The sequence below is a fragment of the Salipiger aestuarii genome (genome assembly GCF_003259905.1).
GTDB classification, from domain to species: Bacteria; Pseudomonadota; Alphaproteobacteria; order Rhodobacterales; family Rhodobacteraceae; genus Salipiger; species Salipiger aestuarii.
In genome coordinates this window covers 14,389-29,353 of the sequence record NZ_QLMG01000026.1, presented here as the reverse complement: position 1 = coordinate 29,353, position 14,965 = coordinate 14,389, and the positions used below count along the sequence as shown (strand labels likewise).

Genomic DNA, 14,965 nt, shown 5'->3' with positions numbered 1-14,965 from the left:
CGCTGGCGCCGCTCACCTCTGGGGCGGTGTTCGGTTACGAGATCTGGGAAACCGCGTCGGCGCGGGTGTTCCTGACGGGCGAATTGCGCGTGAACCGCAGCCTGTCGTTCCCCACATGAACCGGCCCTTGAACAGCCCCTTCAACAAAACAGCGTTGCTGCAAGTTTGAGTGTCAAACACTGCAAAGCAATGTGTCACGCTACAGCGACACGCAGCCTGCTGCAGCACCTCGCGGAGAAAATCTCCTGCCCTTGAGAGCGGGACGTTGAACAGGCCCTTCGAGCGTCCTGTTCAGGAAATCGCGTTGCTGCAAGTTTGGCTGTCAAACACTGCAAAGCAACGTGTCACGCCACAGGGATAATGGCGGAGCAGGTGGGATTCGAACCCACGGGACCCTCTCGAGCCCGGCCGCTTTCAAGGCGGCAGCAATCGACCTCTCTGCCACTGCTCCCTCGTTCCGGTATCTACGTGCTACTTGAGAGTTTGCCAAGTGGCTAGGTCATGTTGACAAATGGCGTATACACAGGCGGATCGATGTGATGTCGATGAAGCTCAGGAAACCTGCGCGATCCGCTACCTGGTCACCTCCGAGCCCGCCGAGACCGGCCTGGTCGATGCGACATCGGTGCGGGCCGATGCCGAACGGCGTGAGCGGCAGGCGCTGGGGCTCTGGCGCCAAGGTCTGCCGATCAAGGACACGCTCGCAGAGCGCTATCTGTCCGGGCGACTGCTGACCTATCCGCTCCCGGACACGCTGCGGTTTCACCCGCCCTGCTGGCATCCGAGCGCGAAACGCTTTCCGGCGATGCTGGCGCGGGTGAGCATTACGCAAGCCTCCTGAGGCGCATCATCCACAGCGCCTTCAGTGAAACCCTTGCAAGGCATCCGCCGCCGCATCGCTGAACACGATGTAGAACGGGCGTTTCACGCCGCTGTCATCCCGCGCCGCCCCAAGGCTGCGCAAACGTTCCAGCGCCGCCCGCACCATCGCCGTGTCGATCTGCGTAGCAGGGCGCGACAGGGGAACGGGATCGGGGAACACGGTCAGGAAACGGGCAAGCAAGCCGTCATCGTCGGTGCTCACCAGCAGCCGCGCCAGCTTGTCAGGTTGCGTGCCGCCCAGCACCGCGACGGTCAGGTGATCCACGATGATCGGTTCGGGCGATGATTTGCGGTCCACCGGGTAGGATCTGCCGCCATAGGCTTCGAGCCAGAAAGGCCGGTCGCCCCCGCCGCTGTAACGGTCCATGCTCGCCAGCCAGCCCGACAGTTCATCCCGCGACATCAGCAGCCCGCGCCAAGTCTGCGCCAGCAGCTCGGCCACCTTTTCCGTGGTCGCGTCGGTGATGCCACGCGCCATCTTGTTGGCCAGCGCCGAGGCAGCCAACATCGGCGGCTTGCGCTGCAGCGTGCGCGCCAGCCAGGGATTGCTCGGTGCGCCATGGCGCAGCGCCCAGCGGATCACGGCCATCGCGCCGGTGATCAGTAGGCGGCGAATGTCACGCTGGCCCATCTTCGAGGTTTTCCCGAGCTTCTGCTTGCCGCCGGTCGAGGCCTGTCGCGGCACAAGCCCCAGCCAGGCCGCGAAGTCGCGACCGCGTTTGAACTGTTCCATCGGTGGCGCAAAAGTCTCGACGGCCAGGGCGCTGATTGGACCCACGCCCGGCATGGTCTGCAGGCGGCGGGAGGTCTCGCCCTCCCTGGCAATCGCGTCGATCCTCTTTTTCATGGCATTGATTCGGCCGGTCAGGTGCACGATCTGATCCAGCAACTCGCGACAGATTTCACGGGCGAGCGGCGGCATATCCGAGTTCGGATCTTCAAGGACGGCACCGAGCCGCGGGAGATAGCCGATCCCCACGGGGGCGACATGACCGAACTCGTACAGATGGGACCGGAGCGCGTTCACGCCTTCGGTGCGCTGCTTCACGAGCTGCTCGCGCGTGCGGAACGCGACCGCACGCGCCTGCTGGTCGGTCGATTTCGGTTCGACAAAACGCATGGTCGGCCGCAGCGCCGCCTCAACGATTGCCTCCGCGTCGGCAGCATCATTCTTTTGGCGCTTCACGAACGGCTTGACGTAATGCGGCGCGATCAGCCGAACCCGGTGCCCGTGGCCGGTCAGCTCTCGCGCCCAGTGATGCGCGCTGGGACACGCCTCCATCGCAATCTGGCACGGAGACTGCCCCGCCATGAACCTGGAAAATTGTGGTCGCGACAGCTTCTTGCGGAACACGACGGATCCGTCCGCCGCTGCTCCGTGCACTTGGAATACGTTCTTTGCCAGATCGACGCCGATAATGGTAACCTCTTCCATGGATGCCCTCTCTTTCAGCTTGTGTTTCAACACCACAAGCTTGGCACATTGTGATGCCGTATGGGGAGAGCGGCATCCACCCCATATCCAATTTAAGTTATTGATTTTATGCACTATTTCCGGCGACCGCACTGCTGACTCGGCACGGCCTCGCCTAGCCGACAGTAACACCAAAGATCATACCCACGGCAGCTGTCGCGGCCATGGCGAGAGCGCCCCAGAAGGTGACGCGAACGGCTCCCTTGACGATACCCGCACCTCCGGCTGAGGCCCCGAGTCCGCCCAGCACCGACAGCGCGACCAGAGTAGTTGCCGCGACGATGGGAGTGATCTGAGCGGCAGGCACGAGCGCCGCAATGATAAGCGGGATGACCGCCCCGACGGCGAAGGTCGCCGCCGACACGAGGGCAGCCTGGATCGGATGCGCGGTCACTGTTTCTGAAATGCCAAGTTCGTCACGCGAATGGGCGCCGAGTGCGTCCTTGGCGGTCAGCTGGATCGCAACCTGTCGGGCGAGCACCTCATCGAGCCCCCGCTCCATGTAGATGCGGGTTAGCTCGTCTAGCTCCGCCTCGGGCGTTTCTTTCAACTCCCGGGTCTCGCGCGCGATGTCGGCCTGCTCGGCGTCGGTTTGCGAACTGACCGAAACGTATTCGCCCGCCGCCATGGACATCGCGCCTGCCACAAGCCCGGCGAGCCCCGCGATCAATACCTCGGGCCGTCCGGAGCCAGCCGCTGCCACGCCTACAACCAGGCTCGCCGTCGAGACGAGGCCATCATTGGCGCCGAGTACGGCGGCTCGCAGCCAGCCGATGCGGTGAACCATGTGGATTTCGGAATGCGAGAGGCGGCTCACGGCGTGGCTCCTTGTGCGATGTCGGCCTGCCCGGTGGAGACAGCCTCTGTTTTCATTGTGGGTTGATGGGGCGCGATGCGCAGCGCGCGCAGGGCGTTGAGGATCACGGCGACGTCGATCACCTCCTGCAGGAGCGCACCTTGCACCGGCGTGAGATAGCCGAACGCGGCGGCGATCATGCCGAGGACGGAAAGACCGATACCGGCGACGACGCTTTCGACGGCGATCCGCCGCGAGGTCCGCGCGATCTCGATCCCTGGGCCCAGCCGGTCTATCCGGTCGACGAGCAGCACCACGTCGGCGGCCTCAGCGGAGGCCGCGGCGCCCCGTGCACCCATTGCAACGCCGACATCAGCTGCGGCCAGCGCGGGCGCGTCGTTGACACCGTCGCCCACCATCATCACCGGCCCGTGCTTGCGTTCGGAGAGAACGAGGAGAACCTTCTGATCCGGCGTCAGCCCGGCGCGCAGACCGTCGAGGCCCAGCCCCTCGGTCACGCGCTCGGCCACATCCGCACGGTCGCCGGTGGCCAGCAGTATGCGCGAGATGCCCTCGCGGCGCAGACCTTCCAGCATCGCGCCCGCGCCCTCGCGCAGCGGATCGGACATCACCAGATGCCCGGCCATGTGACCGTCGACCGCCACGGCGACGAGGACCGATCCGGCGCCCTTGGCGGGGTGATCGCCCACCATCCGCCCGCCCCGGGACGCCACGAAACCGTCGCCGCCGACGATCACGCTGCGGCCCTCGACATGGCCCACGAGCCCTTCGCCCGGAAACTCGGCGACCTCCGACGGCACGGGCAGTGAAAAGCCCTGCGCCTTTGCGGCGGCGACGATGGCTTGCGCCACTGGATGCTTCGATGCCTGGTCGAGCGATGCCGCGATGCGCAGGATATCGCCCTCTGCCATGCCATCGTGGCTGTCGATAGACACGATCTGCGGGCGGCCGTCCGTCAGGGTGCCGGTCTTGTCGAGGATCAGCGTGCGGATGCGCGCCATCGTCTCGAGCGGCCCCGCGCCCTTGATCAGCACGCCGAAATGCGCAGCGCGCGACAGACCGGCGACCAACGCGACCGGCACCGCCAGGATCAGCGGACAAGGCGTCGCGACCACAAGCACGGCGACGGCCCTGATCGGATCACCGGTGAACCACCAGGCGGCGAATGCGATGCTGACCGTAACCGCGAGGAAGCCCAACGACCAGCGGTCGGCAAGCCGCGACATCGGCGCCTTGGACGCCTGCGCCTCCTCCACCAGCCAGACGATCCCGGCATAGGTGCTGTCCTTGGCTTCGCGTGTCGCCGTCAGGTCGAAGGCCTCGCCCGCGTTGGTCGACCCGCTCATGGCGTCGGCACCGTGGGCAAGGCGCACCGGCAGGGACTCGCCGGTCAACGCGGAGGTGTCGACGAAGGCCGTGTCCGAGGCCACCGTGCCGTCCACCGGCACCACGTCGCCCTGCCGGATCAGCAGGCGATCACCGGAGGCGATCTCATCGAGCGGCACGTCCTCCAGCCCGCCGTTGCGATGCCGGGTCGCGGTCCGGGGCACGCGGGACAGGAGGTCATGCATCTCGCGCCGGGCGCGGCCCTCGGCAAAAGCCTCGAGGAAGGTACCACCAGAATACATCACCGCGACCACCGCCGCCGCCAGGGTCTCGCCGAAGACAAGCGCCGCCGACATGGACAGCGCGGCAACGATATCGAGGCCGACCTCGCCGCGCCCGATGCTGCGCAGGATCTCGACCACGAGCGCGGCGAGCGCCGGAACGACTCCGGCGATCCAGATGAGGTTCGCAAAATCGGGTTCGCCCGCGACGTAGAACGCAAGTCCGCCAGTCAAACCGGCCACGGCCGTCAGCAGAATGGCGGTCTTGAAGCGGTCGGTACGGTTCTGTTCCATGCGGCTCATCTTCCCCGGGCTGAGGCGATCGCCGCTGGTTCTTCGGAGAAAAGTCGCCCGACTCCCACGCCCCTTGCGTTCCCTTCATCATCGCGCAGGAGAAACAGGGCGCCGAGCCCGTGTTTTCTTGCGAGTGCCGCGCCTCTCTCCAGGCCGAGCACCATCAGCGCCGTCGCCCAGGCGTCGGCTTCGGCACAGGTGCGGGCGACGACGGTGACCGAGGCCGGCGATGCGATCAGCGGCGCGCCGCGTCTCGGATCCATGGTGTGCGAGAGGCGTCGTCCATGCACCTCGACCCAGTGGCGATAGTCGCCCGACGTCGCCACGGCGGCATCCTGCAGCGCGAGGATCGCATGCGGCGTCCGGCGCCCCGGGTCAGGCGCTTCCACCGCGATGGTCCATGCTTCTCCGTCCGGCCGAAGGCCGCTCGCGCGCATCTCGCCGTCGATCCCGACAAGGGCGGCTACGATCCCCTGGTCGCGCAGCGTCTCGGCCAGCCGGTCCACGCCATAGCCCTTGGCGATGCCGTTCAGATCCAGCGCGATGGGCGCCGTCTTGCGAAGGTGGTCGCCGTTGAGCTCCAGAACCTCATGCACCGGGCGGCGCAGGGCTTCCATTGCGGCACGGATGCCATCCGGCGCGGCGGATTTGGGCCCGAAGCCCCAGGCCGTCACCGCGTCGCCCATGCCGACATCGAAGGCCCCGTCCGATGCGCGCCCGATTTCGAGGCCGAGGCGCAGCACCTCAAGCAATCGCGCGGGCACTGGCACCCATTGGCCCACCGGCGCCGCGTTGATCCGCATCAGATCGCTGTCAGGCTTCCAGGTCGACATCTGGGCGTCCACCTCGTCCACGGCCGCCTGCAGCGCCGCGCGGATCGGGGCCGCGTCGAAGTCCGGCCGCGCGAAGAACAGCGCCGACCAGCGCGTGCCCATCGTGGGGCCGTTCAGGGCGACCCTAACCAGCTCAGTAGACATCTTCGACATACCGCCCCTCCGCCTTCAGGACTGCCGGCGTCAGCCCGGCCGGCGCGAGTATCTCGGCCAGCGCATCGGCCACGCCCGCGGCCATGTCGCGTCCGCCGCAGACCATCACACGCGCCCCATTGCGGATGAGCTCCGCGACCTGGGTGGCCTCGCCGCGCAGAGCGTCCTGCACGTAGTGAGGGCGCGCCCCGCGTGAGACGGCCGTGACCAAGCGGGTCAGACGCCCCTCGTTCTGCCACGTCGCCAGGTCCTCGCCGTAGAAGAAGTCGCTGTCGGGGTGGCGCATGCCGAAGAAGAGGTGGACCGGCCTGCGGCGTGCGTTGCCGCGGACAAGGCCCGCGAGCGGCCCGACGCCGGTCCCCGCGCCGATCAGGATCAGCGGCGCCCGGCTCCGGCCCGGACGGAAACCGGGGTTGCGGCGGAGAAAGGCAGCGACGGTATCACCCGGCTCCAGCGCCGTCAGCTGTCCCGAGCAGAGGCCGCCGGGATGCTTCTTGACCACGATCTCGATGAAGCCGTCGCGACGCCCGGACGCGAGCGAGTAGAGCCGCGGAACGGCGCCGCCCTCGGGCAGGATGCCGATCAGGTCGCCCGCCTGGAACCGGGCGAAGCCCGCCCCGGTCAGCCGCTGCCAGAGCGGGATGCGCGGCAGGGCGAAGCGGAGGATCGCGGTCGGGGCCTGCACCTCGGCGCCGTAGTCGCGGCGCGAGACGAGCGTCAGCGCCTCAGACTTCGGCAGGACGGGTTGGTGCGACAACTTCAGGGGGATCCCAAGCGCCTCGCCGAGCGCGCGGCCCCAGCGCGCGAAATCCTGTGGCGATTGGCGCTCGATCGTGTCGAGCGGCAGAAGCTCGGGCCAGCCCTTCGCCTGCGCCGCTGCTGCGACGTCCTTGGCGAAGCCGCACCAGGCCGGAAAGCTGCGGTCACCGAAGCCGAGCACGACCAGAGGGATTTCCGGCGCGCGCTCGAGCGTGCTCAGCCGGTCGAGAAAGCCCTTCGCCGAGGCGGGTGCTGCCCCGTCGCCATAGGTCGCGGCGAGCAGGATGATCCGCTCCGCCCGCGCATAGCGCTCCGGCGCGAAGCCCGACATCGGGCCGACATGGACGCTCCGCCTGGCCTCCGTCAGCGCGGCGTGAAGGGTCGCGGCGAAGCCCCAGGTACTGCCGCCCTCGCTGCCGACGAGCACGATGGTCTCGGCGCGCCCCGCGGGCTGGTTGCCCCGTATGCGCGGCCGCCCGCGCCGCCCGGCGAGCCAGATCAGCACACCCGTCGCGCCCATCGCGGGCACGCCGAGCGCCATAAGCCCGAGCACGAGGCCGAGCGTCGCCGCCCCCTGTCCGGTGTGCAGCATGTAGATGGTCTCCGAGACGCGCTCCCATCCCGTCAGGTCGGCCCAAGCCAGAAGCGCGCCGGTACCCTGGTCGAGATAGCCGGTGCCCCGGTCGGTCTTGACCGTGAACACGTCCGTCGCGTCGCCCGGATAGGGAAAGCTCAGCTCGCGCAACTCGGCGACGGGCGTCTGCAGGAGCGTGGCCATCTGGTCGAGCGCGAACCCCGTCTCTTCGCTCACCTCGGTCGGCGTGGCCGGGATGGCGCCGCCGTCCGGCAGGAGATCGAAGGCGGACGCCGTCATCCAGAGCGCGGTCGTGGAAGACAGAATGAGGCCGACGACGGCGATCCGGGCGATCTCGACGTGCAGCCGGCCCGCGAGCGGCCCTCGCAGAGGCGCGAACCAGTGCCGCCAGCCGCCCGCCCGCCGCGCGACCAGCGCCGCGCCGGAAAGGGAAAGGATCAGCATCGCGGCGGCCCCTGCGGCCATGGACATACGCCCGCCGTCCCCGAGGAACAGCGAACGGTGCAGGTTGGTGAGCCAGCGTTCGGCCTGGTTCGGGTCGGCCGAGGCCACGCCCTCACCAGTCGCTGGGTCGATCACGGCGGCACCCGGCGCGCCCTGATCGAACCAGTAGGCGGTGATCCGACCGGAGGGCGACCGGCGGATCTGCTCCACGCCCGGATAGACGGCCTGGATGCGGTCCGCGAGAGCGGCGACGGTCAACCCTGCCTCCGCCTGCGGCGCGGCGATGCGCTCGGCCGCAGGAAAGACCGACAGCGCCGCGCCGCTCAGGCTCAGGATGATGACGAGCGCGAGGGCCAGCAGACCCGGCCAACGATGGAGTGCACGGATCATGGCCCCGCTCCTCACATGTCGCAGTCGAAGCTGGCGATGTAGCGGCGGCCGGCCACCGGCGTGCCCGCGCCATCGGTCGTGAGCGGCACGGCCACCTCGTTCGGGCTGTCGCGCATGTCCTCGACGGCCGCGTCGATGTGGAGCGTGTAGCCCGCGTCGAAGAGCGCGTCGGCCAGGTCAAGCGTGATCTCAAGCGTGCGGCCCGCGCCGACGCTGGCGCCGGTAATGCCGTTGACCTGCCCGGTGTCGCCGCCCGTGGCGCGGTACCAGTCGCTCAGATGCTCGTAGTACTTGGATTTGCCGCCAGCCATCCACAGGCTGCCGACATAGGCGCCCGAGGCGTCGGTGACGTAGAGCGCGAGGTAGGCCCCGTCGCCGCCATAATTGTTGAGGGTCGTGGTGAGCGTCACCGACCGCGCCATGGCGAGGCCGGGAAGCGTCAGCGCCGTGGTCAGCGCGAGCGTTGCGAGAAGCGATTTCATCGTATGGATCCTTGTTCGGAGAGGGGCTGCGAAGCGGCTCAGTTCACCTGAACCTGCGGAGGGGCGCCGTTCCCGAAGAGGCCGTTCTGCGGAGGGGCGACCGTGCCCGCGCGCGCGGGATTGCGAGCGCCACCGCGGCAATCGTCGTCGTCGTCATCGTCGTCGCAGTCTTCGTCATCGTCGTCATCGTCGTCATCGTCACCGTCGTGGCGGCGATGCGAGCCGTCCCGCCAGCGGTTGTCGTCGCCATCATCGTCACTTGCGAGAACGAGCGGCATAGCTTGCGCGGCGTCATCGAAGAGCGCGGCGACCGGCCGAAGGACGCCGTCGGACGGGGCCTGCATCGCGCTCCAAGCGGGGACGCCGATCGCGACGGTCAGCGCCGTGGACGCGGCGAGAAATGTCAGGGTCTTCTTCATGGCAGGGTCTCCTTTCGTCTGCTGAAGACAATCTGGAGAACCGACCTGAGGGCTTGCTGACGGCGCAGCGATTTCCGCTTCAGGTTGCCGTCAGGAAGAAAAGGCCCCGCCGGTGAGAGCGGGGCCAAAAGGCGCAGGCGAGAGCCACACGGCTGGCGTGGCGATGTGACAGGGCCTTTTTCAGGCGAATTCGAACTGCTCGAAGCGGACCCGCCGCGGCATCTGGTCCTGTCTTTGAGGATCCCGTCCTTCAGGCCGGTCGGGCCGCAGAACCACAGATCTGCATCCTTGCCCGCGAACGGCGCCGCGCTGATCAGGCGCTCGGCCGTGAGCCGGCCATCGCGCGTCGTGACGACCACCTCGAAACTGAACCTCGGGTTGCGGGCGGCCGCAGCGCGCAGCGTCTCTAGCCCGATCGCTTGCTCTTGTGTCCAAACGCAGTGGACGAGATGAATGTCGCGCCTTTCGGCCTCGGTCAGGCTTTCCGCCCAGGCGAGGAAGGGCGTGATGCCGATGCCGTCGGCGAGCCAGATCTGGCGCGCACCACCCTTGCGGAAGTCGAACCGCCCATACGGGCCCTCGACCTGCACGCGCGTCCCGGTCCGCAAGGTCGCGGGAAGACTCCGCGTCCAGCCGCCCAGCGCCCGGATGGAGAACGTCAGGGCGCCGTCAGGACGCGGGGCGCTGGTGATCGTGAAAGGGTGCGGCTCGGACAGTCCAGCCTCCGGCGCGCGGACGAAGGCAAATTGCCCCGGACGCCACCGCATGGCCCGACCTTTCGGGCTGAGCTTCAGTGTGGTGGTGTCACCGGTATGGCTGATCTCGCTCACGGTGAATTCCCGACGCCGCAGCTGCGGGGCGACCAACTCGGTGAAGATCCACGCAGCGACTCCAGCGATGCCGAATGTGTTGAGAAGCATCGAGAGCGATGGATCTACCCCTGTCGGCATGTCGACGAAAAACTGGTGAAAGACCACGATGGCAAACAGGGCGCCCATGAAACGATGGCTGAACCGCCAGATCTGATAGGGGATTTCAAGCCCTATGAAGGGCAGCCGCCGGAACCAGCTGACAGCAATCAGCGCGAGAAGCGCGTTGAAGGCGAGCTCGCCCGCCTCCGCGCCGAGTCCTCCAAGGCCGGTTTCACGAACCGTCCGCTCGAAGTCCGGCTCGATCTGCTGATGCAAAATCATCAGGACCATCGCGGAGATGCCCAGCCATTTGTGGACCCGGTACATGCGGTCGAGTCCACCGAACAATGGCTCCACCAGAGGCGGCCGTGCGGCGAGGATCAAGGTCTGCGCCATTGCGACAACCGCCGCGGCCCCAACGGCAATGCCGAGCGCCGCATCCGCGCCATAGGGCGCATAGGTGTTGAACCCGAGCAGTGCCGCCAGCAGGCACGGCAGCGCCACCAGCAACGGGCCCATCATGGGCAGAGGCGACATGACGGGAAGCCGGGGCAGTGTCGGAAAGCCGGGCGCCGGGACATCACCGGCGCGGTGCACTGCATCAGTCATCGTCGCCTCCCTCTCGGTTCCGGTCGCGCCGATCGCCCTCGTCGTCCTCGTATTCGATCTCGAACACCTCCAGCGTGGCCGGGTGGACCGTCACCTCGATCGCGCGCCCTTCGGCATCCCTGCCGTCGATCTCGTAGCAGCCGTCGTCGATCTTGATGCGGCGCACCGTCCAGCCGTTGCCCTCGGCCAGCCGGGCGACGGCGTCGCGCGGCTGCCAATCGGCCATCGGCACGAAGCAGTCGTCGTCCGCCAGTGCGACGCCGGCCGGGAAGACGGCGAGAAAGCCAAGAATTGTCAATGTCTTCTTCATGGGCCAAACTCCTCGTCGCTCGCCTCTTGATGCACTTCATGCGCGGCGAAGCTGACGGCAGCCTGAAGGGGCTTGGCCCATCGGCTTCAGCTTAGCGTCAGTCAGACGGATCATGGAGGGTCATCGGGACAGGACGGGGACGACCATGCGCATACTGCTGATCGAGGACGACACGACACTCGGCGCGGCCGTGCGCGACCAGATCGCAGCCGATGGCCAGTCGGTGGACTGGGTCACGCGGCTCGATGAGGCGGGCGATGCGATGGGTGCAACCTCCTACGACCTGATTCTGCTCGACCTCATGCTGCCGGACGGGCGCGGCATCACCTTCCTCAAAGGCCGGCGCGCGAGGGGCGACGTGACCCCAGTCATCATTCTGACCGCACTCGACCAGGTGTCGGACAGGATCGAGGGGCTGAACGCGGGCGCTGACGACTACCTCGTGAAGCCCTTCGACCTCGCTGAGCTATCGGCCCGGATCGGCTCGGTCGCCCGACGCTACAGCGGCAACCCGAACCCGATCCTCACCCATGGGGCGCTAGACATCGATCTCGCCGCGCGCAGCGTGCACCGCGACGGCAAGCCGGTCCAACTAACGGCAAGGGAATGGGCGCTGTTCGAAGCCTTCCTCGCACGCCCCGGTCAGCTTCTGTCCAAGTCGCAGCTGGAGGAGAAGCTCTACGCCTTCGACGCCGAGGTGGAGAGCAACACCATAGAGGTCCATGTGAGCCGCCTGCGCAAGAAGCTCGGGACTTCGGTCATCGATACCGAGCGCGGCATGGGCTACAGGCTCGGCCGTCCATGAAATGGCCCACGAGCCTTCAGGGCCGACTCGGCCTGTCGCTTGGCCTCGCGCTGACGGTGCTGTGGCTGCTGGCGGCGACGGTGACGGCCGTGATCGTGCGGGGCGAGCTGGACGAGGTCTTCGACAGCGCCCTGCGGGAGACGGCGGAACGCATCCTGCCGCTTGCAGTGACCGACATCGTCGGGCGGGAAGATCAGGGGGTGACGCAGCGGCTCGCGCCCATCCGGGAGCATGACGAGCTCTTCACCTACATCGTCTGCGATGGCGAGGGACGCATCCTGCTGCAATCTCATGCGGCCGACCCTGCCGTGTTCCCGCCTTGGGACGGTCCGGGGTTTCGGCAGACCGCCACCCACCGGCTCTACAGCGACGCGGCGCTTCAGGACACGATCCGGATCACCGTGGCCGAGCCGCTGGCCCATCGCGCGTCGGTCGCGCGGGAGATCCGGATGGGCCTCGGCCTGCCCCTGCTGGTCGTCCTGCCGGTCGCGCTTGCGGCCATCATCCTGGCGGTCCGCTTCAGCCTCGATCCCCTGCGCCGGTTTCGGTCGCGTCTTGAAGCGCGCGGCGCCCGCGACCTGTCGGAGGTTCCCGCCGAAGGACTGCCGACGGAGATCGGCCCGCTGGCCGAAACCCTGAACAGCCTTCTGGCCAGACTTCGTGAGGCGTTCGAGGCCGAACGCAGCTTCGCCGCCAACGCCGCTCACGAGTTGCGGACACCGCTGGCAGGCGCCATCGCGCAGGCGCAGCGGCTTCGCTCCGAAACGAGCGAGCCCGTTACCGAAGCGCGCGCTGCAGAGATCGAGGCGACGCTCAAGCGCCTGACCCGGATTTCCGAACGCCTCATGCAGCTTGCACGGGCCGAAGGCGGGCGGCTGCGGATGGACCGGAGCGGGGACCTGAGGGCGGTCGCCCGCGTGGTGGTGGACGATCTTGAGCGCGCCAGCACGAAGGACCGCATCGCGCTGACGCTGCCGAGTACAGCCGTCATGTCCGACATCGACCCCGACGCCTTCGCCATCCTGTGCCGCAACCTCGTGGAAAACGCGCTCCGGCACGGAGCCGAGAATTCGACGGTCCAGGTTGCGTTGACCGCCGACGGGCTGCTTTCCGTCGCGAACGACGGGCCGGTCCTGCCACTCAACACTCTCGACCGCCTGACGGCGCGCTTCGAACGGGCGAACGCGAGTGCCGACGGCAGCGGGCTCGGGCTCGCCATCGTCGCCGCCATTGCGGACCGGATCGGTAGCTCGCTCGTTCTGGAGTCGCCGCGTCCGGGTGCATCTTCCGGTTTCCAGGCGTCGCTCAGGTTGCCGACCGATGGCCAGGACCCTCCTGCGAGGCGCGACGCGTAGTTGGAGGCAGGCGCCGAAACATCAGCACACCCGCGCCTGCTCCCGCATAACAGCGTAGTCACTCAGCATTTCCGCGATCGCCGAGTTCTCCGGCAACAAAGCCAGCTCGTCTGCTGCCTGCGCCTGGAACTCCCGGCTGTACTCGACGACCGGCGGACACGCCCCTGGCCCACCGCCGTCAGAAGCGCCCGTCGCGCAGCCGGTCAGCAAGCTCGTTTCGATCGCGAGGACGGCGAGCCGCCGCATCCAGCATCCGGCGTTGGACATCATTAGTCTTCTCCAAGGTTCCGAGACGTTCGGCGAGGCGTCCCGCTCGCTCCCCGGAGCGACGCAGGGCCAGCAGGAACAGAAGGATCGCGAGGGCGGTGACGCCGTAGCGCAGCGCCGCCCGCATCCACGGGCTCGTGGCGATCCCGGTGACCAGCCTGGCGATCACCGCCGCCCCCTGCGCCAGTCATCGAGACGCGCGTAGATCGTGACCGCGATGCCACCGAGTGCCACGACGATGAACACCCAGCGGAGCGTATCGAGATACGGCACCAGCGGCAGAATCGCGGTCTGGGTCTCGGCCAGAACGCTCTGCGCAACCTCCACCCCGGCAGCGCCCAGCGTGGCTACGCCTGCCGCGCCACCCCCCTTCATCGTGCGGCTGTCGGCCAGCACTTCGCGCGCGGGCGGCGTTTCTTCCGCGAAGGCAGTCGCCCGGACCGGGAACCGCTCGCCCCACTGACGTGCGGGCCCGAGATCGACATGGATGAACCCCGAGCGCGGGTAGAAACCGAAGCCGAGGAACCCGACCTCTCGCGCCGCCGCCTCGAAGGCCAGGGGGTCGTGGTTCGCCATGCCGATGTCGAAGGCGGCGCCGTCGAGGTGTTCCGATCAGTCGCCCGACGCGAAGTCGTTGGAGCCCATGGACCTCCTGCACATCGTCATCGAGCGAAACCTCGCGCTGGTCGAACGCATCCTGCGGGGCCTCTCGGGCGGCGAGGACACCCCCGAACCCGTCAGCCGTACGGGCCTCGCCGCACGGTTCGCCGCAGGCTACGCACTCAACGTGATACCGGCAGACGAATACGCCGCAGGGCACATTCCCGGCGCGCTGAACGCGACACTGGCGCAGCTGGAGGAGCTTCTCCCCTCACTTGCGCCGGACGTTGAGATCGTTGCCTAATGCCGCGGCCCCTATTGCGTCTTTGCCCACTAGGTCGTCGCTGCGCTCCGAAGGCATGGTCTCAATGCGCGTCGGCTCGAAGGGGGACTCCCGCAGGAAGGGCGCGAGGTCGCGCGCGTCAGCTGATCTCAGACCAGTTCCTCCGCTGGCTTTGTCACCTCATCTACCCACGCCATCAGCGCAGCATGTTCTGGCGGCAGCTGGATCGCCAGCCCTTCCGCGAAAGTCTCGAAGGCCGGTCGGTTGAGCGCGTTGAGGCCGACAAGAACGGGGATATCCATCGCGACCGCCTCGGCGATCACGTTGCGGAACCCTCGCCCCTCGGCCTCGTGTTTGCCGAACTTGTTGACGATCAGGAGGTCCGCCCCGGATGAGAGATCGGCCGCGACCAACCCGACCGCCGTTTCCAGCGCGGTTGGGTCGAGGCGACACCCCCGCGCCTGCGGGCCGAGGTCCTGACTGATGCGCAGAATGGCACCATCGGGCAACACTCGCACGTCCATGTCGCAGGGGCCGGCATCACAGCGCTCGCTGTTGATCTGGACAGTGCCGCAACATCTGAGACCGCGAGCCGCGAGGTCGGTTGCCAGCCGTTCAAGAACCAGGTCGGTATCGCCGCGCCCCGGCGCCATCGTGTAGGCAAGTTTCATATCTG

The 14,965-nt window shown here is 67.6% G+C and carries 15 protein-coding genes, 1 tRNA gene and 1 pseudogene; 4 read left to right on the top strand and 13 right to left on the bottom strand.

All coding sequences use genetic code 11. The features are described 5' to 3' along the window. Nucleotides 1–361: 361 nt before the first annotated feature. A tRNA-Ser gene (locus ATI53_RS13960) sits at nucleotides 362–451 on the bottom strand. A gap of 60 nt (nucleotides 452–511) precedes the next feature. On the opposite strand from ATI53_RS13960, the gene ATI53_RS13955 reads away from it, so the two are divergent. Beyond that, a complete protein-coding gene (locus ATI53_RS13955) occupies nucleotides 512–841 on the top strand; it encodes a DUF7146 domain-containing protein (protein ID WP_111550659.1) in 330 nt (109 codons plus the stop codon). A 21-nt stretch (nucleotides 842–862) separates the two neighbouring features. Here the strand turns inward: ATI53_RS13955 and ATI53_RS13950 are convergent, their stop codons facing one another. The 9 genes from ATI53_RS13950 to ATI53_RS13910 all read right to left on the bottom strand — a co-directional run bounded on the left by ATI53_RS13950 (nucleotide 863) and on the right by ATI53_RS13910 (nucleotide 10,979). After that, complete coding sequence (locus ATI53_RS13950) at nucleotides 863–2,317, bottom strand: IS110 family RNA-guided transposase (protein WP_111550658.1); 1,455 nt, start codon at nucleotides 2,315–2,317, stop codon at nucleotides 863–865. A 154-nt stretch (nucleotides 2,318–2,471) separates the two neighbouring features. After that, nucleotides 2,472–3,173, bottom strand: a complete 702-nt coding sequence (locus tag ATI53_RS13945) for a VIT1/CCC1 transporter family protein (RefSeq protein WP_009505362.1) — start codon at nucleotides 3,171–3,173, stop codon at nucleotides 2,472–2,474. Beyond that, entirely contained in the window at nucleotides 3,170–5,074 is a 1,905-nt protein-coding gene (locus ATI53_RS13940; protein ID WP_111550657.1) for a heavy metal translocating P-type ATPase, read from the bottom strand. The genes ATI53_RS13945 and ATI53_RS13940 overlap by 4 nt, the downstream gene beginning before the upstream one ends. A 5-nt stretch (nucleotides 5,075–5,079) precedes the next feature. Further along, complete coding sequence (locus ATI53_RS13935; protein ID WP_111550656.1) at nucleotides 5,080–6,060, bottom strand: FAD:protein FMN transferase; 981 nt, start codon at nucleotides 6,058–6,060, stop codon at nucleotides 5,080–5,082. Beyond that, on the bottom strand, nucleotides 6,041–8,248 hold the full coding sequence (locus ATI53_RS13930) for a PepSY domain-containing protein (RefSeq protein ID WP_111550655.1): 2,208 nt from the start codon (nucleotides 8,246–8,248) through the stop codon (nucleotides 6,041–6,043). Before ATI53_RS13930 ends, ATI53_RS13935 begins: the two co-directional genes overlap by 20 nt. 11 nt (nucleotides 8,249–8,259) lie before the next feature. Next, nucleotides 8,260–8,730, bottom strand: a complete 471-nt coding sequence (locus ATI53_RS13925; RefSeq protein ID WP_009505366.1) for a DUF2271 domain-containing protein — start codon at nucleotides 8,728–8,730, stop codon at nucleotides 8,260–8,262. A gap of 38 nt (nucleotides 8,731–8,768) precedes the next feature. Beyond that, the gene (locus ATI53_RS13920) at nucleotides 8,769–9,149 is read right to left on the bottom strand and encodes a hypothetical protein (protein WP_111550654.1); all 381 of its coding nucleotides are present in this window, start codon (nucleotides 9,147–9,149) and stop codon (nucleotides 8,769–8,771) included. Further along, nucleotides 9,146–10,669: a ferredoxin reductase family protein gene (locus tag ATI53_RS13915; RefSeq protein ID WP_240778633.1), complete on the bottom strand. Its 1,524-nt coding sequence runs from the start codon at nucleotides 10,667–10,669 to the stop codon at nucleotides 9,146–9,148. Before ATI53_RS13915 ends, ATI53_RS13920 begins: the two co-directional genes overlap by 4 nt. Beyond that, nucleotides 10,662–10,979, bottom strand: coding sequence for a PepSY domain-containing protein (locus tag ATI53_RS13910; protein WP_009505369.1), 318 nt, complete (start codon nucleotides 10,977–10,979; stop codon nucleotides 10,662–10,664). The genes ATI53_RS13915 and ATI53_RS13910 overlap by 8 nt, the downstream gene beginning before the upstream one ends. A 145-nt stretch (nucleotides 10,980–11,124) precedes the next feature. On the opposite strand from ATI53_RS13910, the gene ATI53_RS13905 reads away from it, so the two are divergent. Together ATI53_RS13905 and ATI53_RS13900 are read left to right on the top strand one after the other, a co-directional pair. Further along, entirely contained in the window at nucleotides 11,125–11,784 is a 660-nt protein-coding gene (locus ATI53_RS13905; protein WP_111550653.1) for a response regulator transcription factor, read from the top strand. Further along, complete coding sequence (locus ATI53_RS13900; protein WP_111550652.1) at nucleotides 11,781–13,139, top strand: sensor histidine kinase; 1,359 nt, start codon at nucleotides 11,781–11,783, stop codon at nucleotides 13,137–13,139. The genes ATI53_RS13905 and ATI53_RS13900 overlap by 4 nt, the downstream gene beginning before the upstream one ends. A gap of 178 nt (nucleotides 13,140–13,317) precedes the next feature. Here ATI53_RS13900 and ATI53_RS13890 read toward each other — a convergent pair whose 3' ends face one another. Both ATI53_RS13890 and ATI53_RS13885 read right to left on the bottom strand, forming a co-directional pair. Continuing rightward, on the bottom strand, nucleotides 13,318–13,575 hold the full coding sequence (locus tag ATI53_RS13890; RefSeq protein ID WP_111550651.1) for a hypothetical protein: 258 nt from the start codon (nucleotides 13,573–13,575) through the stop codon (nucleotides 13,318–13,320). Then, nucleotides 13,572–14,018, bottom strand: a pseudogene (locus ATI53_RS13885) (YcbK family protein); the annotation flags it as partial. The gene ATI53_RS13890 and the pseudogene ATI53_RS13885, both read right to left, overlap by 4 nt. Here ATI53_RS13885 and ATI53_RS13880 point away from each other — a divergent pair. Next, complete coding sequence (locus ATI53_RS13880; RefSeq protein WP_111550650.1) at nucleotides 13,981–14,310, top strand: rhodanese-like domain-containing protein; 330 nt, start codon at nucleotides 13,981–13,983, stop codon at nucleotides 14,308–14,310. The pseudogene ATI53_RS13885 and the gene ATI53_RS13880 sit on opposite strands and share 38 nt — an antisense overlap. Before the next feature lie 128 nt (nucleotides 14,311–14,438). On the opposite strand, the gene ATI53_RS13875 is transcribed toward ATI53_RS13880, so the two are convergent. Beyond that, on the bottom strand, nucleotides 14,439–14,960 hold the full coding sequence (locus ATI53_RS13875; protein ID WP_111550649.1) for a DUF2478 domain-containing protein: 522 nt from the start codon (nucleotides 14,958–14,960) through the stop codon (nucleotides 14,439–14,441). Nucleotides 14,961–14,965: the final 5 nt, after the last annotated feature.